Consider the following 21,619-nt stretch of genomic DNA (forward strand, 5'->3'; position numbering starts at 1 on the left):
TCAGAGCAGCGATGTACCGGTGGGAGCGGGCTTGACCCGCGATGCTGTCGGCCTGGTCTACAGCCTCACACTGGCAAACGTCGACTCATTGCGCGCCTGACTCAGCGCCGACATCGGCCCGGCCAGCGGCGACAGCACCAGCGCCTGCGGCAGCGGCATCATCGCCACCTGCTGGGCCGTGTTCGAGCCTACCCGCTCATCACGCGGCGGTATCCCGAAGTACTCCCGGTAGCACTTGGAAAAGTGCGGCGTGGACACGAACCCGCACACCGATGCCACCTCGATGATCGACATCGGCGTCTGCTTGAGCAGCTGCCGCGCACGAATCAGCCGCAGCTTCAGGTAATAGCGCGACGGCGAACAATGCAGGTACTTCTGGAACAACCGCTCCAGCTGGCGCCGCGACACCGCCACGTACACCGCCAGTTCGTCCAGGTCGATCGGCTCTTCGAGGTTGGCCTCCATCAGCGCCACGATTTCCTGCAGCTTGGGCTGGTTGGTACCGAGCATGTGCTTGAGCGGCACGCGCTGGTGGTCCTGCTCGTTGCGGATACGCTCGTACACGAACATCTCCGAGATCGCCGCCGACAGCTCGCGGCCATGATCGCGACTGATCAGGTGCAGCATCATGTCCAGCGGCGCGGTGCCGCCCGAGCTGGTGAAGCGGTTGCGGTCCAGGGTAAACAGGCGCGTGCTCATGCTCACCCGCGGGAAGGCCTCCTGCATCGCGGCCAGGCACTCCCAGTGCACGCTGCAATCGAAGCCATCGAGCAGCCCCGCACAGGCCAGCGCCCAGCTGCCGGTACACACCGCCCCCAGCCGACGCGACTGGCGGGCCTGGCTCTGCAGCCAGGTCACATGTTCACGGGTCACGGTGCGCTGGATGCCGATGCCGCCACACACGATCACGGTGTCCATCGCCGGCGCCGCATGCATCGCCGAATCAGGAGTGATCTGCAGGCCGTCGCTGGCCCACACCTGACCGCCATCCACGCTCAGTGTGCTCCAGCGATACAGCTCGCGACCCGACAACTGGTTGGCCATGCGCAGCGGCTCGACCGCGGAGGCCAGGGAGATCAGCGTGAAGTTGTCCAGCAGCAGGAAACCGATGGATTGGGGGGTGCGGTTCTGGTTTGGGGTTGCGGAGTTGTACGACGTCATCGCGATCTCTCCTCACACAATGCAGGGTGTGCCTCAGGCTCGGGCTTTTTGTCATGGCCCCGGTTCGATTGCAGGGGCTTTGCCAAACCCAACGCAAATGCCATGCCCAAACTTGAATACGCATTCAACAACACCTGAAAACGACATCGCGATGTGTCTAGTTCGCCCACGCCCGCAGGGTCGCTTTTAAACGCAAAAGGCCGGGCCAAAGCCTGTCTGTAGTCCCGTTGTGAAATTGGGTAGCACTTGTGGGAAGGATGCCCAGAAACGACAACGCGCGGTGTCACCGCGCGTGCTGGAAGGGGTGGCGTGGCCAGTGAATCGCCATCGGCCGGGGCGCGCCAAAACGCAGCGCACGCTCAAAGCGATGGGCCAAAACGGCGCAGCCACGCCTCAGCATTCGATGGCGTTCACCGCCAGCCCGCCGCGAGAGGTTTCCTTGTACTTGTCGTGCATGTCGGCGCCGGTGTCGCGCATGGTGCGGATCACCCGGTCGAGGGAGATGAAGTGCTCGCCGTCACCGCGCAAGGCCATTTGCGCGGCGTTGATCGCCTTGACCGCGGCAATCGCGTTGCGCTCGATGCACGGCACCTGCACCAGCCCGCCGACCGGATCGCAGGTCAGCCCCAGGTTGTGTTCCAGGCCGATCTCGGCGGCGTTCTCCAGTTGCGCCGGGGTGGCCCCGAGCACTTCGGCCAGACCCGCCGCCGCCATTGCGCAGGCCGAGCCGACCTCGCCCTGGCAGCCGACTTCGGCGCCGGAGATCGACGCGTTCTTCTTGCACAGGATGCCCACCGCCGCCGCGCCCAGAAAGAAGTCCACCACGCTGGATTCGCTGACCTCGTCGCTGAAGCGCATGTAGTAGTGCAGCACCGCCGGGATGATGCCTGCCGCGCCGTTGGTGGGGGCGGTGACCATGCGCCCGCCTGCGGCGTTTTCCTCGTTGACCGCCAGCGCATACAGGTTGACCCACTCCATGGCACTGAGGGTGGAGCCGATCACGTTGGGCTTGCCCAGCTCCTGCAGGCTGCGGTGCAGGCGTGCCGCGCGGCGGCGCACATTGAGCCCGCCCGGCAGGATGCCCTCGTGGCGCAGGCCGTTTTCGACACAGGCCTGCATGGCCCGCCACAGGGTCATGAGCCCGGCACGGATTTCAGCCTCGCTGCGCCACACCTTTTCGTTCTCCAGCATCAGTTGCGACACGCGCAGGTCGTGCTGCCGGCACAAATCCAGCAGTTCCACGGCACTGTTGAAGTCGTAGGGCAGCACGGTGGTGTCGGCGTCCAGCACACCGCTGGCCGCCTGCGCCGCGTCCACCACGAAGCCGCCGCCCACCGAGTAGTAGGTATCGCGGTGCAGCTCGCCCTGCTCGCCCTCGGCGATCAGGGTCAGGGCGTTGGGGTGGTACGGCAGGTTCTCGTCCAGCAGGCGCATGTCGCGGGCCCAGACGAAGCCGACCGGCCAGCGTCCGTCCAGCAGCAGGCTGTCGGTTTCGCGCAGCGTGGCGATGCGCGGGGCGATCTGCGCCGGGTCGATGGCGTCCGGCCATTCGCCCATCAGGCCCATGATCACCGCGTTGTCACTGCCGTGACCTATTCCGGTGGCCGACAGCGAGCCGTACAGGCGCACCTCGATACGCCGCACCCGGGCCAGCAGGTTGCGCTCGCGCAGCCCCTGCACGAACAGCGCTGCGGCGCGCATCGGGCCGACGGTGTGCGAGCTTGAAGGGCCGACACCGATCTTGAACAGGTCGAACACACTGATGGCCATGCCGCGTACCTCTGGCTGCTACGCTGAAAAGGCGGCAATCCGCCGGTTTCGCGCATCATCAGGCTTTTGTCAGCGACCACGACGTCTGCAACCGACGCGCTCTTGTCCAGCAGCGCCGCCCGTTGCCAGGGCAGGACCTGCGCCGTTTTTTTGCGGTGCACATGCGCCAGAACCGCGTTTTTCGAGGCCGACGACACTGTAAGCGACCTCATTGGCACTGGATGCGACCCTGCCTGTACTGGATACGACGCACCCGGTAGGCGTTTGATTTTCGCTGTTAGATGATCGGTACCGACTCGATTGCACGGCCCCTGTCCCGTGGGACATCCGAAAAAAACCAGGAGTCCACCATGAAAGGTTCACCCCCGCTGTTGCTGGCCGCGCTGCTGAGCCTGCCGGCGCTGGCCCAGGCCGTGGAGCCCGAGCAGTGCCACACCGTCAACTTCTCCGACGTCGGCTGGACCGACATCACCGTGACCACTGCAGTCACCAGTGCGGTGCTCCAAGCGCTTGGCTACAAGACCCGCACCACCATGATCTCGGTACCGGTGACCTACAAGTCGCTGGCCGACGGCAAGAACATGGACGTGTTCCTCGGCAACTGGATGCCGACCATGGAAAACGACATCAAGCCGTACCGCGATGCCGGCACCGTCGAGACCGTGCGTGCCAACCTGGAGAATGCCAAGTACACCCTGGCCGTGCCCCAGGCGCTGTATGACAAGGGCCTGAAGAACTTCGCCGACATCGCGAAATTCAAGAAGGAGCTGGACGGCAAGATCTACGGCATCGAGCCGGGCAACGACGGCAACCGCACCATCCAGAGCATGATCGACAAGAATGCCTTCGGCTTGAAGGACGCCGGCTTCAAGGTGGTGGAGTCGAGCGAGGCCGGCATGCTCGCGCAAGTCGACCGTGCCCAGCGCCGTGGCACCGACGTGGTGTTCCTCGGCTGGGAACCGCACCCGATGAACACGCGCTTCAAGATGAAATACCTCGAAGGCGGCGACGACTTCTTCGGCCCCGACTACGGCAAGGCCACCGTGCTCACCAACACGCGCAAGGGCTACAGCCAGGAGTGCAGCAACGTCGGCCAGTTGCTCAAGAACCTCTCTTTCACCCTGGACATGGAAAGCACCCTGATGGGCAAGGTGCTCGACGACAAGGTCAAGCCCGACGCCGCCGCCAAGGCCTGGCTCAAGCAGAACCCGCAGGTGCTCGACACCTGGCTGGCCGGCGTGACCACCGTGGATGGCAAACCGGGCCTGGAGGCGGCCAAGGCCAAGCTGACGCAGTAAGCACGCCCCGCGCCGGGGGGCGATTGCCCGGCGCGGGTTGTTTCCAATCCCTTGCAGGTGGACGCTCGCTATCATGCTGATCGATCAAAAAATACCCCTGGGCCAGCACATCGCGGCCTTCGTCGAGTGGTTGACGCAACACGGCGCCAACTACTTCGACGCCTTCGCCGAGGCGCTGGAGTTCATGATTCACGGGGTGACCGGGGCGCTGACCTGGTTCAACCCATTCGTCCTGATTGCCCTGGTGGCCCTGATCGCTCACCTGATCCAGCGCAAATGGGCGCTCACCGTATTCTGCGCGCTGTCGTTCCTGCTGATTCTCAACCTCGGCTACTGGCAGGAAACCATGGAAACCCTGGCCCAGGTGCTGTTCGCCACCTTCGTGTGCGTGGCCATCGGCGTGCCGCTGGGCATCCTGGCGGCGCACAAGCCGATGTTCTACACCGCCATGCGCCCGGTACTCGACCTGATGCAGACGGTGCCCACGTTCGTGTACCTGATCCCGACCCTGACCCTGTTCGGCCTGGGCGTGGTGCCGGGGCTGATCTCGACGGTGGTGTTCGCGATTGCCGCGCCCATCCGCCTGACCTACCTGGGCATCCGCGACGTGCCGCAGGAACTGCTGGATGCCGGCAAGGCGTTCGGCTGCTCGCGGCGCCAGCTGCTCTCGCGCATCGAGCTGCCGCATGCCATGCCCAGCATCGCGGCGGGGGTCACCCAGTGCATCATGCTGTCGCTGTCGATGGTGGTGATCGCCGCGCTGGTGGGCGCCGACGGTCTGGGCAAACCGGTGGTCAACGCACTCAACACCGCCGATATCGCGCTGGGCTTCGAGGCGGGGCTGGCGATCGTGCTGCTGGCGATCATGCTCGACCGTATCTGCAAGCAACCGGACGCACCGGCAAGGAGTGAAGCATGAGCATCATTCGCTTCGAAGAGGTCGACGTGATCTTCTCGCGCCACCCGCGTGAGGCGCTCAGCCTGCTGGACCAGGGCCTCACGCGTGAACAGATCCTGAAGAAGACCGGCCTGGTGGTCGGCGTCGAGAAAGCCAGCCTGGACATCAACAAGGGCGAGATCTGCGTGCTGATGGGCCTGTCGGGTTCAGGCAAGTCGAGCCTGCTGCGCTGCATCAACGGCCTGAACACGGTGAGCCGCGGCAAGCTGTTCGTCGAGCATGAAGGCGCACAGATCGACATTGCCCACTGCACCCCGGCCGAGCTGAAGATGATGCGCACCCAGCGTATCGCCATGGTGTTCCAGAAGTTCGCCCTGATGCCCTGGCTGACGGTACGCGAGAACATCAGTTTCGGCCTGGAGATGCAGGGCCGGCCCGAGAAGGAGCGGCGCAAGCTGGTGGACGAGAAGCTCGAGCTGGTGGGCCTGACCCAGTGGCGCAACAAGAAGCCCGACGAGCTGTCGGGCGGCATGCAGCAGCGCGTGGGCCTGGCCCGGGCACTGGCGATGGACGCCGACATCCTGCTGATGGACGAACCGTTCTCGGCGCTCGACCCGCTGATCCGCCAGGGCCTGCAGGACGAGCTGCTTGAGCTGCAACGCAAGCTGGCCAAGACCATCGTGTTCGTCAGCCATGACCTGGACGAGGCCCTCAAGCTCGGCAGCCGCATCGCGATCATGAAGGACGGGCGCATCATCCAGTACAGCAAGCCCGAGGAGATCGTGCTCAACCCGGCAGACGAGTATGTGCGTACCTTTGTCGCGCATACCAACCCGCTCAACGTGTTGTGCGGGCGCAGCCTGATGCGCACGCTGGACAAGTGCAAGCGCATCAACGGTTCGGTATGCCTGGACCCGGGTGGTGATTCTTGGCTGGACCTGGCCGAGGGCAACACCATCAGGGGCGCGCGCCAGGGCGTCAACGGCATGGCCTTGCAGAACTGGGCGCCCGGCGAGGCGGTGGAGGGGCTGGAGCGAAAGCCGACGCTGGTGAATGCCAATATCGGTATGCGCGAGGCGTTGCAGATTCGGTATCAGACGGGGAACAAGCTGGTGCTGCAGGAGGGGAATCAAGTGGTGGGGATATTGGGCGACAGCGAGCTGTATCACGCGTTGTTGGGCAAGAATCTGGGGTGAAGCGGATGGCTTCTTCGCCGGCAAGGTCAGCGCATGACTTGCCAGCGAGGGGGCCGTGAGGGCAAGACGTCGATATGAATTCTTTTTCTGGCAAGTTTGAACTGTGGGGCAGGGTTTTTAAGTTTGAAAGTAAAAACTGTCTATTCTCATGCTGACAGCCGCTTATGGTGGGGCGGTCATGGGGGGCGTAATTCTCGTATTGACGCTGTGGGGGCGTAGTAAAGGGTGCGATTTCCCAATTAATGACAATTCAATACTTAGCCCGCTTCCGAAAACACTGCTTCCATAAAAACAGAGCTTATACACAAGACTCACACTTCTATCTTTATAGGGGCATATTAAAACCTCCTGCTATTTTTGCACAAAAAGCCAACTAACCTTGAAAATGCATAAGGATATTTACTTACCTCACGCCTACTGATAGCACCATCCAGCTCAAACGAATTCATGTATTTTTTTACGCTTCTTACTGAAACACCAGGAACACTACCAACTCTATCCAGACCACTTTCCACATTATCAATCAAGTATGCACCCCTGTTCTGGCGAAAACCAAATCTGACCACTATGTTTTCCTCAAACACAACAGCGCCCTCATCATTACCATCCCAGAAATAAAAACTTATATTATCGAGCGATCCGCCCCGTAAGTCTCGATAATCCCAATACGCTTTCAGCAGCGTGGTTAATCTAACCTTCGGCTCAACACCCAATCCAGTGCCGACAGATTCATCTGCAAAAAAATACAACTTGTGCATCAGACTAAGCCCAGTATTTCTATGAGGCACAATAATTTCTTTTTCGTAAGCGTGACAGTCTGACTTATCACCCACCAATTCATACCCGTAGTCCTCTAGGGTGGAGCGCTCCATATCAGGCAGCCCAAGAATCTCTAAATCCTCAAATGTTAATTTATCCAAAAAAATATTAAATATTTCGAAAAATGTAGCTCTCAACATTGTTTTCACCAAGAATTTAATAACAGGGTTCGTTCCAGCGGAGTGATGCCACGGCCCGGCTCGAAGAGGTAGAACTTTATTCACTGCCATACCGGTCATTCAGCATGGGCTGTCAGCTTGGAGCATAAGTACATGTCTCTGGCATCCGAAGGGGCCTTCTTGTAGAGGCCTAAACGCATACAATTACTTTAGAGCCAAAAAACACTTTATTTAAGTGCAACTTTACTTATCGACTTTAAAGTGCCTGTCCAACTTCAAAAATTGCCCACCCCCTCATTATTTGAAGCTCTCTTATTTTTAGTTTAATTTCCGACCCCTCTGATTTGACGTAGAAACCTAGCAAGGCGATTTTTTCTTCTATTTCGTCTACATGGCTAAACGGCATAGCATTTGCCGCACTTTCAAGCTCTTTGAACAAATTCCGGTACCTCGAGAACTCTTTGACTGGAGAGAACCTCCCTTGCTTCTTGGGGTTGTCACCAACCTGCAATATGATCTGCCCCAAGCACTTATTTTCTTTATCAAATAAATAAAACAGCTCTTCAGCTATTGACATCTCGCTTCATCCCCCAGCGCATTTGATAGACCGACTAAATTTTCGTCACTGAATCCATCTCTTCCATCCGGATGAATAATTCTCGCATGACTGGGAAATTTATTCGTCGGATCACTGATTACATCGAATCCTGCAACCCTAATGCTTTCTGCTGTTCCCGATGCAACTTTACCCGCTGCACGTTGTAACCCGCTGGCCTTGGGAAAGGCAAAACCCGAAAAAGTGCGCAACTTCTTGCGCAGTACTGTGCAAGAAGTTGCGCAGTTAGCTGCAGGCCACGTTGAGTATGGCCCGCAGCAATGTATGCACAGGGTTATCCACATTGGAGTGCGCAAGAAGTTGCGCAGTTGTTAAAAGTCGAGAATCGACTTTTTGGTGCTTCCTTGGTCGCCAGCCAGCAAACCTTTTAATTTATTTATCGTTCTTCAGCGCTGTAGAACGCCAACGCATCGCCAGCAAAAAAAAGGCCCTGCCGTCACCGGCAGGGCCCTTCTTCATCAGCTATCTGCCATCAGCTGTACACACGCCCCAGCAACTGGCGATGGCTCTCGAATTGATCCAGCACGTCGCGGGTGATCTGCTCGACGGTAAAGCCCATCAGGTCGTACTCCTGGCTGCCGTTGTGCAGGTACACCTCGGCCCGGTAGTAACGCTGGCGCACGTCGCCTTCACCCTGCGCCGGCGCTTCGCTCGGCGCCGCCAGGTAGCCGTCCAGGCTCACTTCGTAGACGAACGGGTTGCCCTCCTCCATCTCGATGCGCAAGCCCATCGCCTCGCGCGACTGGCCGACGCGGCTCTGCACCTGCAGGCCCATGCCCTGCAACTGCACCGCCGCCTCTTTCAGCGCCGGGCTCACCTGCTTGTCCATGAAGCGCTGCACCATCGCCTGGGTCGGCTGCAGGTCCAGCTGGGTGAGGCGCTCGCTGAAGCCGCGACGGCCACGCGCCGCCAGTTCGGCCTGCTCCTGCTCGACCTGGGTGTCCTGCTTCATGGCCTTGAACAGGCCGAACATGAACACCACCAGCACCACCGAGAACGGCAGCCCGGCCAGTACCACCATGGTCTGCATGGCCTGGAAGTTGCCCACCAGCAACAGCCCGATGGTCACCAGGGTGATGATCGCCGACCACAGGATACGCAGCCAGTGCGGGGCATCCTCGTCCACGTCGCCGCCCTTGCACGACAGGTTGGCCATCATCACCGCGCCCGAGTCAGCCGGGGTGAGGAACAGCACGAAGCCGACGAACACCGCCACACCAACCACGATCTTGGCCGCCGGGAAGTGCTCCAGCAGCTGGTAGATCGACATCGCCGGTTGTTCCACCGCCGTGCGCCCAAGCTCCACCGCACCGTGGTTGATCACCAGGTCCAGCGCGGTGTTGCCGAAGATCGACAGCCACGCCAGGGTAAAGCCCAACGGAATCAGCAGCACGCCGGCCACCAGCTCGCGCACGGTGCGGCCACGGGAGATACGCGCGATGAACATGCCCACGAACGGGGCCCAGGAAATCCACCAGGCCCAGTAGAACAGGGTCCACAGGCCCAGCCAGCCTTCGGACCTGGCGTTGTTGCCTTCGTACACGTAGAGGTCGAAGGTCTTGAGGATCACGCCGTTGAGGTAGTCGCCTATGTTCTGCACGAAACCGTTGAGCAGGTGCAGGGTGTCGCCGAACAGCAGCACGAACAGCAGCAGGCCGCTGAACAGCAGGATGTTCAGGTTGGACAGGCGGCGAATGCCGTTCTCCACGCCGGACACCGCCGCGATCGTGGCCACGGTGCTCATCACCAGGATCACCATCAGCAGGTTGGTGTTGCTGTGCTGCATGCCGAACAGGTACTCCAGCCCCGAGGACACCTGCATCGCACCGATGCCCAGGTTGGTCACCAGGCCCAGCAGGGTCACGAACATGCCGAAGATGTCCACGGTGTGCCCGGCAGCCCCCTTGACCCAGCGCTCACCCACCAGCGGGTACAGCGCCGAACGCAAGGCCAGTGGCTGGTTGTGGCGGTAGGCGAAGTAGGCCACGGCCAGGCCCACCAGCGCATAGATCGCCCAGCCGTGCAGGCCCCAGTGCAGGAAGGTCAGCTGCATGCCCTGGCGTGCGGCCTCCAGGCTGGCCGGCGCACCGGCAGGCGGGTTGAAGTAGTGGTCCAGCGGTTCGGACGCGCCAAAGTACAGCAGCGAGATACCGATACCGGAGGAGAACAGCATGCCGGCCCAGGCACCGTAGCTGAAGTCGGGCTTGTCGTCCTTGCCGCCAAGCTTGAGCTTGCCGTAGGAGGAAAACGCCAGCCCGATGACGAACAGCAGGTAGCCGCCGATCACCAGCATGTAGTACCAGCCGAAGCTGCGCGACAGCCAGGCTTGGGCCTGGCCGAGAATTTGACCGGCCGTGTCCGGGGCGGCGATCAGCAAGGCAGTCAACAACAGGATCAGCAGCGCCGTGGTGTAGAACACCACGCTGTTGACCCGGACCCTCTCGGCAGGGGTCTTTATCAGGGAGGCAGAACTCATTGCACAGATGCTCCAGGCAGTGCGAGAGAAAACACGAAACGACCCGTCACCCGCGCAATTGGTGCAATAGCCCCACTGCGTCAGGTGTTATAAAAGCACCTTGAAAAACCGTGATCCCAAACCGATTGCGTTGAAAAAAACAGAAAAAGGGTCCCGATCCGAGGGCCCGCCGAACGGTGCGACACCGCTGGGCAATTCTGATCAACGTTTCGTTTAAACCCGTGCACGCCTTGCATTACGGGGGTTACACGTCTTTTTAGGGTGCCAATCGGCGTCAGTGACGGGCCACAAAAACCTGTCAATGGCGCGAATTGTCGCAGAGCTTATTCTTTGTTGATTGAACGTTCAATCAAAACAAAATAGACTGGTCTTCGCCGAGTCAGCCGCCTGTCGTCTGCCCGAAGGCCTGAGGAGATTTGCCAGATGCCCAAGGTCGGTATGCAACCCATTCGCCGCCAGCAGTTGATCGAAGCCACGTTGATGGCGGTAGACCAGGTCGGCATGGGGGACGCCAGCATTGCGCTGATCGCCCGTTTGGCCGGTGTGTCGAACGGCATCATCAGTCACTACTTCCAGGACAAGAACGGCCTGATCGCAGCGACCATGCGGTACTTGATGAACGTGCTGATCGACAACGTCGCGGCACGTCGCCAGGCGCTCACGGAGGACACCCCGCGCGCCCACCTGAAGGTGATCGTCGAGGGCAACTTCGACGCCAGTCAGGTCAACGGCCCGGCAATGAAAACCTGGTTGGCCTTCTGGGCCGCCAGCATGCACCAGCCGTCTTTGCACCGGTTGCAGCGGATCAACGATCACCGCTTGTATTCCAACCTGTGCTGCCAGTTCCGCCGTGTGTTGCCGCTGCCCGAAGCCCGCAGCGCGGCCCGCGGGCTGGCTGCCCTGATCGACGGGCTGTGGCTGCGCGGCGCGCTGTCGGGAGATGCCTTCGATACCGACCAGGCGCAGCAGATCGCTTACGAATACATGGATTCACAACTGGCTAAACAGAGCAGCCCGGCTCTACAGGACCCGGCCTCTGAACCACTGCGCGTCGCGAGTGCCAAACAAGCAGGAGCACAGCGCGGATAGCCGACACACACTGCACTTGCGAGGACACTATGGCCCGTTTCGAAACGCAAAAACTCTACATTGACGGTGGTTATGTCGACGCTTCCAGCGGCGCCACCTTCGACGCCATCAACCCGGCCAACGGCGAAGTCCTCGCCCAGGTGCAACGTGCCAACCAGGCCGACGTGGAGCGCGCAGTGGAAAGCGCCGAGCGCGGCCAGAAAGTCTGGGCGGCCATGACCGCCATGCAGCGTTCGCGCATCCTGCGCCGCGCCGTCGACATCCTGCGCGAGCGCAACGACGAGCTGGCTGCACTGGAAACCCTGGACACCGGCAAGTCCTACTCCGAAACCCGCTACGTCGACATCGTCACCGGTGCCGACGTGCTCGAATACTACGCAGGCCTGGTGCCGGCCATCGAAGGCGAGCAGATCCCGCTGCGCGACAGCTCGTTCGTGTACACCCGTCGCGAGCCGCTGGGCGTGACCGTGGGTATCGGCGCCTGGAACTACCCGATCCAGATCGCCCTGTGGAAATCCGCCCCGGCCCTGGCCGCCGGCAACGCGATGATCTTCAAGCCCTCGGAAGTCACTTCGCTGACCACCCTGAAACTGGCCGAGATCTACACCGAGGCCGGCCTGCCGGACGGCGTGTTCAACGTACTGACCGGCAGCGGCCGCGACGTCGGCACCTACCTCACCGAACACCCGCGCATCGAGAAGGTCTCGTTCACCGGCGGCACCGCCACCGGCAAGAAGGTCATGGCCAGCGCCTCGAGCTCCTCGCTCAAGGAAGTCACCATGGAGCTGGGCGGCAAGTCGCCGCTGATCATCTGTGAAGACGCCGACCTGGACCGCGCCGCCGACATCGCGATGATGGCCAACTTCTACAGCTCGGGCCAGGTGTGCACCAACGGCACCCGCGTGTTCATCCCGGCCTCGCTCAAAGCCGCCTTCGAAGCCAAGATCGCCGAGCGCGTGGCGCGCATCCGCATCGGCAACCCGCAGGACGAGAACACCAACTTCGGCCCGCTGGTCAGCTTCGCCCACATGGAAAGCGTGCTGGGCTACATCGCCAAGGGCAAGCAAGAAGGTGCCCGCGTACTGTGTGGCGGCGAGCGCCTGACCGACGGCGAGTTCGCCAAGGGCGCCTTCGTGGCCCCGACCGTCTTCACCGACTGCCGTGACGACATGACCATCGTCAAGGAAGAGATCTTCGGCCCGGTGATGAGCATCCTCTCCTACGAGACCGAAGAAGAAGTCATCCGTCGCGCCAACGACACCGACTACGGCCTGGCCGCCGGTGTCTGCACCAACGACATCAGCCGCGCGCACCGCATCATCCATCAGCTGGAAGCGGGCATCTGCTGGATCAACGCCTGGGGCGAATCGCCGGCCGAGATGCCGGTCGGTGGCTACAAGCAATCCGGTGTCGGCCGTGAAAACGGTGTCAGCTCGCTGGCCCAGTACACGCGGATCAAGTCGGTACAGGTCGAGCTGGGCAACTACGCCTCGGTGTTCTAAGCACCCGTGTAGCCGCGCCCGGGCCGCCAGGTCCGGGCGCCTCCCCCGCTCCCCTGCTCACTGCCTATGAGGGTACGCAACATGTCCCACGTTTTTGACTACATCATCGTCGGGGCCGGCTCGGCCGGTAACACCCTGGCGACCCGCCTGACCGAAGACGAAGGCGTCACCGTATTGCTGCTGGAAGCCGGCGGCCCGGACTACCGCTTCGACTTCCGCACCCAGATGCCGGCCGCACTGGCCTTCCCGTTGCAGGGCCGACGCTACAACTGGGCCTACGAGACCGACCCGGAGCCGCACATGGACGGCCGCCGCATGGAATGTGGCCGCGGCAAGGGCCTGGGCGGCTCCTCGCTGATCAACGGCATGTGCTACATCCGCGGCAACGCCATGGACTACGACGGCTGGGCCAAGCTGCCAGGCCTGGAAGACTGGTCTTACCTGGACTGCCTGCCGTACTTCCGCAAGGCCGAAACCCGTGACATCGGCCCCAACGACTACCATGGCGGCGAAGGCCCGGTGAGCGTCACCACGCCAAAAGCCGGCAACAACCCCCTGTTCCACGCCATGGTCGAAGCCGGCGTGCAGGCCGGTTACCCGCGCACCGAAGACCTGAACGGCTACCAGCAGGAAGGCTTCGGCCCGATGGACCGCACCGTGACGCCCAAGGGCCGTCGCGCCAGCACCGCCCGCGGCTACCTGGACACCGCCAAAAAACGCTCGACCCTGACCATCGTCACCCATGCCCTGAGCGACCGCGTGCTGTTCGAAGGCAAGCGCGCCGTAGGCGTGACCTACCTGGTGGGCGCCAGCGAAGAGCGCGTCGAAGCCCGTGCCCGCAAGGAAGTCATCGTGTGCAGCGGCGCCATCGCCTCGCCACAGTTGCTGCAGCGCTCCGGCGTGGGCCCGGCGGCCCTGCTCGAAAGCCTGGACATCCCGGTGGTGCACGACCTGCCGGGCGTGGGCGAGAACCTGCAGGATCACCTCGAACTGTACCTGCAGTACGCCTGCACCCAGCCGGTGTCGCTGTACCCGTCGCTGCTCTGGTACAACCAGCCGGCCATCGGTGCACAGTGGCTGTTCGCGGGCACCGGCATCGGCGCCAGCAACCAGTTCGAGGCCGGCGGCTTCATCCGCTCGCGCCCGGAATTCGAATGGCCGAACATCCAGTACCACTTCCTGCCGGTGGCGATCAATTACAACGGCAGCAACGGCGTGCAGGAACACGGCTTCCAGGCGCACATGGGCTCGATGCGTTCGCCTAGCCGCGGGCGTATCCAGCTCAAGTCCAAGGACCCGCGCCAGCACCCGAGCATCCTGTTCAACTACATGGCCACCGAGCAGGACTGGCAGGAGTTCCGTGACGGTATCCGCCTGACCCGCGAGATCATGGCGCAGCCGGCGCTGGACGCCTACCGTGGCCGCGAGATCAGCCCCGGTGCCGACGTGCAGACCGACGAGCAGCTGGACACATTCATCCGCGAGCACGCCGAGACCGCGTTCCACCCATCGTGCTCGTGCAAGATGGGCATCGACGAGATGGCGGTGGTCGACGGCCAGGGCCGCGTGCATGGCATGCAGGGCCTGCGCGTGGTGGATGCCTCGATCATGCCGATCATCACCACCGGCAACCTGAACGCGCCGACGATCATGATGGCCGAGAAGATCGCCGACAAGATCCGTGGCCGCCAGCCATTGCCGCGCAGCACGGCCAAGTACTATGTGGCCAATGGTGCACCGGTGAAGGGCAAGCCGATGCGTGAGGTGCCGCAGGCTTAAGACCCTGCTGCCCCCATCGCGGGTCAAGCCCGCTCCCACAGAGACCAATGTGATCCTTGTGGGAGCGGGCTTGACCCGCGATGGGGGCGGTACATTCACAGCAGATCAAGCACCCCTGCGGTGCTTTTTTTGTGCCCGCGATAATCGCTTTACAGCCCGCCAACCTCACAGGTTAGAATCCTTGGCACGCGACCTGCTAGCTGAAGTCAGGCAAAAAGCAAGTCGCGCCTCTTTCTGCAATCCCCCCTGGAGTACTGCCTTTGGATGCGTCCACCATCAATAGCCTGTTCTTGATCGGCGCATTGCTGGTAGGTGCAAGTATCCTGGTCAGTTCACTCTCCTCGCGCCTGGGCATCCCGATCCTGGTGATCATCCTGGCAGTGGGCATGGTTGCCGGCGTCGACGGCGGCGGCATCATCTTCAACAACTACCCGACCGCCTACCTGGTGGGCAACCTGGCACTGGCCGTGATCCTGCTCGACGGCGGCCTGCGCACCCGCGTCTCGAGTTTCCGCGTGGCCCTGTGGCCGGCGCTGTCGCTGGCCACGGTGGGGGTGATGATCACCACCGGCCTCACCGGCCTGGCCGCCGCCTGGCTGTTCGACCTGAGCCTGATGCAGGGCCTGCTGATCGGCGCCATCGTCGGCTCCACCGACGCCGCCGCGGTGTTCTCGCTGTTGGGCGGCAAAGGCCTCAACGAGCGGGTGACGGCCACCCTGGAAATCGAGTCGGGCAGCAACGACCCGATGGCGGTGTTCCTCACCGTGACCCTGATCGAGATGATCGCCAGCGGCCAGAACGGCCTGCACTGGGGCCTGCTCGGCCACCTGGTGCGCGAATTCGGCATCGGCAGCCTGCTGGGCCTGGGCGGCGGCTGGCTGATGCTGCAGCTGGTCAACCGCATGAACCTGGCCGGCGGCCTGTACCCGATCCTGGTGATCAGCGGCGGTCTGGTGGTGTTCGCGCTCACCAACGCCCTGCACGGCAGCGGCTTCCTGGCCGTGTACCTGTGCGGCCTGGTGCTGGGCAACCGGCCGATCCGCAGCCGCCACGGCATCCTGCACATGCTCGACGGCATGGCCTGGCTGGCCCAGATCGGCATGTTCCTGGTGCTGGGCCTGCTGGTAACGCCCCACGACCTGCTACCCATCGCGCTGCCGGCCCTGGGCCTGGCGCTATGGATGATCCTGTTCGCGCGGCCGCTGTCGGTGATGATCGGCCTGCTGCCATTCAAGGCCTTCCATGGCCGCGAAAAGGTGTTCATCTCATGGGTCGGCCTGCGCGGCGCGGTGCCGATCATCCTTGCGGTGTTCCCGTTGATGGCCGGGCTGCCGCATGCCCAGCTGTACTTCAACCTGGCCTTCTTCATCGTGCTGGTGTCGCTGCTGGTGCAGGGCACCAGCCTGCCGTGGGTGGCGCGCCTGCTCAAGGTGACCGTGCCGCCCGACCCGGCGCCGATCTCGCGCTCGGCCCTGGAAGTGCACATCACCAGCGAGTGGGAGCTGTTCGTGTATCGCCTGGGCGCGGAGAAGTGGTGCATCGGTGCCGCCCTGCGCGAGCTGAAAATGCCCGAAGGCACGCGTATCGCTGCCCTGTTTCGCGGCCAGCAACTGCTCCATCCGTCGGGAAGTACCACCCTCGAAGTCGGCGACCTGCTGTGCGTGATCGGCCACGAACACAACCTGCCGGCGCTGGGCAAGCTGTTCAGCCAGGCGCCGCAACGCGGCCTGGACCTGCGTTTCTTCGGCGACTTCGTGCTCGAAGGTGACGCAGAACTGGGGGCTGTAGCGGCGTTGTACGGTTTGCAGCTCGACGGCCAGGACCCGCACCAGCCGCTGGCGCACTTCATCGAGCAGAAGGTCGGCGGCGCACCGGTGGTGGGCGACCAGATCGAATGGAACAACACCCTGTGGACCGTTGCGCTGATGGAAGGGAACAAGATCCTCAAAGTGGGTATCAAATTCCCCGAAGGTTCTCGACCCGGCCCCGGGTTGTTCCTTTAAACTTCGATTCTCTGCCCGGTTCTACGACGTCTGCCTATGTCCCTGCGCACTGTTGTTAGCGCAGCCCTGCTCGGGCTGTGCCTGTCCCTCTCCTTCGCCCAGGCGGCGGAACCCCCCACCACGGCAAGCGTCCAGCACAGCCTGGACAAGATCGCCGAGCGCAAGCTGCCGGAGGCCGACCAGAAGGCCCTGCAGCAAGTGCTGGAGCAGACCCTTGGCCTGCTGGCCTCGCGCGACGACTACGACAAGCGCCTGGCCGCGCTCAAGCAGCAACTGGCCGACGCCCCGCGCCAGACCAGCGAAAACCAGCGCGAGCTGACCCGGCTCAAGGACACCAAAACCCTGCCCGTGGCGCAGCGCTACGCCAGCATGGGCGTGCCGCAGCTGGAGCAGTTGCTGTCCGAGCGCACCACCCAGCAGGGCGAGCTGCAGAAGGCGCTGTCCGAAGCAAACAGCCTGATCATCAACTCCCAGACCCGCCCCGAGCGCGCCCAGGCCGAGATCAGCAGCAACCAGACCCGCACCCAGCAGATCAACAGCATCCTCAAGCTGGGCAAGGACAACGGCAAGAGCCTCTCGGCCGACCAGCGCAACCAGCTCAATGCCGAACTCGCCTCGCTCAACGCGCTGACCCTGCTGCGCCGCCAGGAACTGGCCGGCAACAGCCTGCTGCAAGACCTGGGCAACAGCCAGCACGACCTGCTGATCGAGCGCGCCGCGCGCCTTGAGCAGGAGATCCAGGACCTGCAGACGCTGATCAACCAGAAGCGCCTTGCGCAGTCGCAGCAGACCGTCACCGAACAGTCCATCGAGGCACAGAAGGCCGGCGGCAGCAGCGTGCTGGCCACCGAAAGCGCCACCAACCTGAAGCTGTCCGACTACCTGCTGCGCAGCACCGACCGCCTCAACGAGCTGACCCAGCAGAACCTGCAGACCAAGCAGCAGCTCGACAGCCTGACCCAGGCCGACCAGGCACTGGACGAACAGATCAGCGTGCTCAAGGGCAGCCTGTTGCTGTCCAAGATCCTCTACAAGCAGAAGCAGGCCCTGCCGCACCTGAAGGTCGATCGCGACCTGGCCGACCAGATCGCCGACATTCGCCTGTACCAGTTCGAGGTCAACCAGCAGCGCGAGCAGATCAGCAGCCCCAGCAGCTACGTCGACAAGCTGCTGGCCACCCAGCCGCCCGACAGCGTCACCCCACAGTTGCGCAAGGCCTTGCTGGAGGTGGCGATCACCCGCAGCGATTTGCTGGAGCGGCTCAACCGCGAGCTGAGCGCCCTGCTCAACGAATCCATCACCCTGCAACTGAACCAGAAGCAGCTGCTGAGCACCGCACAGAACCTGCGCGGCACCCTCGACGAACAGATGTTCTGGATCCCCAGCAACAAGCCGCTGGACTTCGAATGGCTGCGCAGCGTGCCCGAACGCCTGCAAAAGCAGGTGGTGAGCCTGCCGTGGGGGTCGGGCATCAACGAACTGGCCGACGGCCTGACGCAGCGCCCGCTGCTGTTCCTGCCGCTGCTGTTGCTGATCGGCGCCCTGCTGTGGCGGCGCAAGTACCTGTATGCGCGGCTGAACAAGGTTCACCAGGATGTGGGCCACTTCAAGCGTGACAGCCAGTGGCACACGCCCCAGGCCATTCTGATCAATATCCTGCTGGCGATGCCGCTGAGCCTGGGCCTGGCGCTGTGCGGCTATGCGCTGCAGATCGACGCCCGCGGCCAGAACGCCAACCTGGGCGCCGCGCTGTGGCAGATCGCCCAGGCCTGGCTGGTGTTCTACACCGCCTACCGGATTCTGGCGCCCGGCGGCGTGGCCGAGCTGCACTTTCGCTGGGAAAAGGCCCAGGTCGAGTTCCTGCGCGGCTGGATCCGCCGCCTGGGCAGCGTGGTACTGGCGCTGGTCGGCGTGGTGGCGGTGGCCGAGCACCAGCCCTCGGCGCTGGCCGACGACGTGCTCGGCATCGGTGTGGTACTGACCTGTTACGCACTGATGGCCTGGCTGCTCAGCCGCCTGCTGCTGAGCAGCCCCGCGCACCGCAATACCTCGCTGTTTCGCAAGGCCGTGGGCGTGGCGTTCACGGCGCTTCCGGTGGCGCTGTTCATTGCCGTGTGCTTTGGCTACTACTACACCGCACTCAAGCTCACCGACCGCCTGATCGACACCCTGTACCTGCTGATGTTCTGGCTGGTGATCGAGGCCGCCTTCGTGCGCGGCCTGGCCGTGGCCGCCCGGCGCCTGGCCTACCAGCGCGCACTGAGCAAGCGCCAGGCCACCAAGGAAGGGCTCGATGGCGAGGTGATCGTCGAGGAGCCGACCCTGGACATCGAGCAGGTCAACCAGCAGTCGCTGCGCCTGATCCGCCTGGCCCTGCTGGGCGGCTTCATCGCCGCGCTGTACTGGGTGTGGGCCGACCTGATCAGCGTGTTCGCCTACCTCGACAACATCACCCTGTACGAGTACACCAGCGGCACCGGCGCGGCCATGAGCATGGTGCCGATCAGCCTGGGCGACCTGCTCGGGGCACTGGTGATCATCGGCATCACCTTCGCCCTGGCCGGCAACCTGCCGGGGCTGCTCGAGGTGCTGGTGCTGTCACGCCTGAACCTGGCCCAGGGCAGCGCGTATGCGACCACCACGTTGCTGTCGTACGTGATTGCCGGGGTGGGCTTCGTCACCACGCTGTCGACCCTCGGCGTCAGCTGGGACAAGCTGCAATGGCTGGTGGCGGCGCTGTCGGTGGGCCTGGGCTTCGGCATGCAGGAGATCTTCGCCAACTTCATCTCCGGCATCATGATCCTGTTCGAGCGCCCGGTGCGCATCGGCGACACCATCACCATCGGCAATCTGTCGGGCACGGTGAGCAAGATCCGCATCCGCGCCACCACCATCACCGACTTCGACCGCAAGGACATCATCGTCCCCAACAAGACCTTCATCACCGGCCAGTTGATCAACTGGTCGCTGACCGACACCATCACCCGCGTCACCCTCAAGCTGGGCGTGGACTACGGCTCGGACCTGGACCTGGTACGCACCCTGCTGCTGCAGGCAGCCAACGAGAACCCGCGGGTGCTCAAGGAGCCGGCACCGATCGTGTACTTCCTGAACTTCGGCGAGAGTACCCTGGACCACGAACTGCGCATGCACGTGCGTGACCTGGGCGACCGCAACCCGGTACTCGACGAGATCAACCGCTACATCAACAAGGAATTCAAGCGCCAGCACATCAACATCTCGTTCCGCCAGATGGAGGTGTACCTGAAGAACATGCAGGGCCAGGAGTACAAGATGGTACCGGTCGAAGCGCCGAACAAGACCGTGCTGCCCGAGCCCCCCACCGATGCGCCAGGAGATGGCCGTTGAAATCCCTCGACGAACTGACCTTCGACAACCGCTTCGCCCGCCTGGGCGATGCGTTCTCTACCCACGTGCTGCCCGAGCCGATTGCCGAGCCGCGCCTGGTCGTGGCCAGCGACGCGGCCATGGCACTGCTCGACCTGGACCCTACCGAGGCGCATTCCCCGGTGTTCGCCGAGCTGTTCAGCGGACACAAGCTGTGGGCCGAGGCCGAGCCGCGGGCGATGGTGTATTCGGGGCATCAGTTCGGTTCGTACAACCCGCGCCTGGGTGACGGTCGCGGGCTGTTGCTGGGCGAGGTGTACAACGATGCCGGCGAGCACTGGGACCTGCACCTCAAGGGTGCCGGGCAGACGCCGTATTCACGCATGGGCGATGGCCGTGCGGTGCTGCGCTCGTCGATCCGCGAGTTCCTCGCCTCCGAGGCTCTGCACGCGCTGGGCATCCCCAGCAGCCGCGCGCTGTGCGTGATCGGTTCGAGCACGCCGGTGTGGCGCGAAACCCAGGAGCGCGCGGCGATGGTGCTGCGTCTGGCGCCCAGCCATGTGCGCTTTGGCCACTTCGAATACTTCTACTACACCCGCCAACCCGAGCAGCAGCGCGAGCTGGCCGAGCACGTGCTCAACCTGCACTTTGCCGAGTGCCGCGAGCAGCCCGAGCCGTACCTGGCGATGTTCCGTACCATCGTCGAACGCAATGCCGAGCTGATTGCGCGCTGGCAGGCCTATGGTTTCTGCCACGGGGTGATGAACACCGACAACATGTCGATCCTGGGCATCACCTTCGACTTCGGGCCGTTTGCCTTCCTCGACGACTTCGATGCCGGCTTCATCTGCAACCATTCCGACGACCAGGGGCGCTACAGCTTCAGCAACCAGGTGCCGATCGCACACTGGAACCTGAGCGCGCTGGCCCAGGCGCTGACGCCGTTCATCAGCGTCGAGGCGCTGAAGGAAACGCTGGGGCTGTTCCTGCCGTTGTACCAGGCCCATTACCTGGACCTGATGCGTCGACGCCTGGGGCTGACCGAGGCGCGCGATGACGATTCGGCGCTGGTCGAGCGCTTGCTGGGGCTGATGAACAAGGGCGCTGTGGACTACACGCTGTTCTTTCGCAAGCTGGGTGATCAGCCGGCGGCGCAGGCTGTGCGGGTGGTGCGCGACGATTTCGTCGACCTGGCCGGGTTCGATGCCTGGGCGGTGGAGTACCTGGCGCGCCTGGGCCAGGAGCCGGGCAATGCCGAAGGCCGGCGCGCGCGGATGCACGCGGTGAACCCGCTGTACATTCTGCGCAACTACCTGGCGCAGCGTGCCATCGAGGCGGCTGAAGGCGGGGATTACGAGGAAGTGCGACGCCTGCACCAGGTGCTGACACGGCCGTTCGAGGAACAGCCGGGGATGCAGGCCTATGCCGAACGCCCGCCCGAGTGGGGCAAGCATCTGGAGATCAGTTGTTCATCCTGAGATCGCAGCGCCTGCTTCGCGGGTCAAGCCCGCTCCCACAGGTACTGCGGTGTTCTTGTGGGAGCGG

14 protein-coding genes are annotated in these 21,619 nt (G+C 63.0%); 9 read left to right on the plus strand and 5 right to left on the minus strand.

Features of this window, described 5'->3' with window-relative positions; translation table 11 throughout:
• Positions 1-57: 57 nt before the first annotated feature.
• Both NJH59_RS00710 and NJH59_RS00715 read right to left on the minus strand, forming a co-directional pair.
• The gene (locus tag NJH59_RS00710) at positions 58-1,161 is read right to left on the minus strand and encodes a GlxA family transcriptional regulator (protein ID WP_043860362.1); all 1,104 of its coding nucleotides are present in this window, start codon (positions 1,159-1,161) and stop codon (positions 58-60) included.
• 393 nt (positions 1,162-1,554) lie between these two features.
• The gene (locus NJH59_RS00715; RefSeq protein ID WP_253086228.1) at positions 1,555-2,931 is read right to left on the minus strand and encodes an L-serine ammonia-lyase; all 1,377 of its coding nucleotides are present in this window, start codon (positions 2,929-2,931) and stop codon (positions 1,555-1,557) included.
• A 350-nt stretch (positions 2,932-3,281) separates the two neighbouring features.
• Here NJH59_RS00715 and NJH59_RS00720 point away from each other — a divergent pair, with 350 nt between their 5' ends.
• The 3 genes from NJH59_RS00720 to choV all read left to right on the plus strand — a co-directional run bounded on the left by NJH59_RS00720 (position 3,282) and on the right by choV (position 6,323).
• Complete coding sequence (locus NJH59_RS00720; RefSeq protein ID WP_043860364.1) at positions 3,282-4,229, plus strand: choline ABC transporter substrate-binding protein; 948 nt, start codon at positions 3,282-3,284, stop codon at positions 4,227-4,229.
• A 70-nt stretch (positions 4,230-4,299) separates the two neighbouring features.
• Positions 4,300-5,148, plus strand: a complete 849-nt coding sequence (gene choW, locus NJH59_RS00725; protein ID WP_173925098.1) for a choline ABC transporter permease subunit — start codon at positions 4,300-4,302, stop codon at positions 5,146-5,148.
• Complete coding sequence (choV, locus tag NJH59_RS00730) at positions 5,145-6,323, plus strand: choline ABC transporter ATP-binding protein (RefSeq protein ID WP_043860366.1); 1,179 nt, start codon at positions 5,145-5,147, stop codon at positions 6,321-6,323. Before choW ends, choV begins: the two co-directional genes overlap by 4 nt.
• A 338-nt stretch (positions 6,324-6,661) precedes the next feature.
• Here choV and NJH59_RS00735 read toward each other — a convergent pair whose 3' ends face one another.
• From NJH59_RS00735 to betT, 3 genes are all read right to left on the minus strand, one after another.
• Positions 6,662-7,372 (minus strand): hypothetical protein, encoded by a 711-nt coding sequence (locus tag NJH59_RS00735; RefSeq protein WP_253086229.1) that lies wholly within the window; start codon positions 7,370-7,372, stop codon positions 6,662-6,664.
• A gap of 145 nt (positions 7,373-7,517) precedes the next feature.
• A complete protein-coding gene (locus NJH59_RS00740; protein ID WP_253086230.1) occupies positions 7,518-7,838 on the minus strand; it encodes a hypothetical protein in 321 nt (106 codons plus the stop codon).
• A 511-nt stretch (positions 7,839-8,349) separates the two neighbouring features.
• A complete protein-coding gene (gene betT / locus NJH59_RS00745) occupies positions 8,350-10,353 on the minus strand; it encodes a choline BCCT transporter BetT (RefSeq protein WP_054915558.1) in 2,004 nt (667 codons plus the stop codon).
• Positions 10,354-10,776: 423 nt separating this feature from the next.
• Here betT and betI point away from each other — a divergent pair, with 423 nt between their 5' ends.
• From betI to selO, 6 genes are all read left to right on the plus strand, one after another.
• The gene (gene betI, locus NJH59_RS00750) at positions 10,777-11,442 is read left to right on the plus strand and encodes a transcriptional regulator BetI (RefSeq protein ID WP_043860369.1); all 666 of its coding nucleotides are present in this window, start codon (positions 10,777-10,779) and stop codon (positions 11,440-11,442) included.
• 29 nt (positions 11,443-11,471) lie between these two features.
• On the plus strand, positions 11,472-12,944 hold the full coding sequence (betB, locus tag NJH59_RS00755; protein WP_043860370.1) for a betaine-aldehyde dehydrogenase: 1,473 nt from the start codon (positions 11,472-11,474) through the stop codon (positions 12,942-12,944).
• An 81-nt stretch (positions 12,945-13,025) separates the two neighbouring features.
• Positions 13,026-14,723, plus strand: a complete 1,698-nt coding sequence (betA, locus tag NJH59_RS00760; RefSeq protein WP_253086231.1) for a choline dehydrogenase — start codon at positions 13,026-13,028, stop codon at positions 14,721-14,723.
• A gap of 260 nt (positions 14,724-14,983) precedes the next feature.
• Positions 14,984-16,726 carry a potassium/proton antiporter gene (locus NJH59_RS00765; RefSeq protein WP_043860372.1) on the plus strand — a complete coding sequence of 581 codons (1,743 nt, stop codon included), beginning with the start codon at positions 14,984-14,986 and terminating at the stop codon, positions 16,724-16,726.
• Positions 16,727-16,762: 36 nt separating this feature from the next.
• Positions 16,763-20,095, plus strand: a complete 3,333-nt coding sequence (gene mscK / locus NJH59_RS00770) for a mechanosensitive channel MscK (RefSeq protein WP_123753431.1) — start codon at positions 16,763-16,765, stop codon at positions 20,093-20,095.
• Positions 20,092-21,552, plus strand: a complete 1,461-nt coding sequence (selO, locus tag NJH59_RS00775) for a protein adenylyltransferase SelO (protein WP_253086232.1) — start codon at positions 20,092-20,094, stop codon at positions 21,550-21,552. Before mscK ends, selO begins: the two co-directional genes overlap by 4 nt.
• Positions 21,553-21,619: the final 67 nt, after the last annotated feature.

Origin of the sequence: Pseudomonas sp. VE 267-6A, from assembly GCF_024126555.1 — a bacterium.
GTDB classification, from domain to species: Bacteria; Pseudomonadota; Gammaproteobacteria; order Pseudomonadales; family Pseudomonadaceae; genus Aquipseudomonas; species Aquipseudomonas palmensis.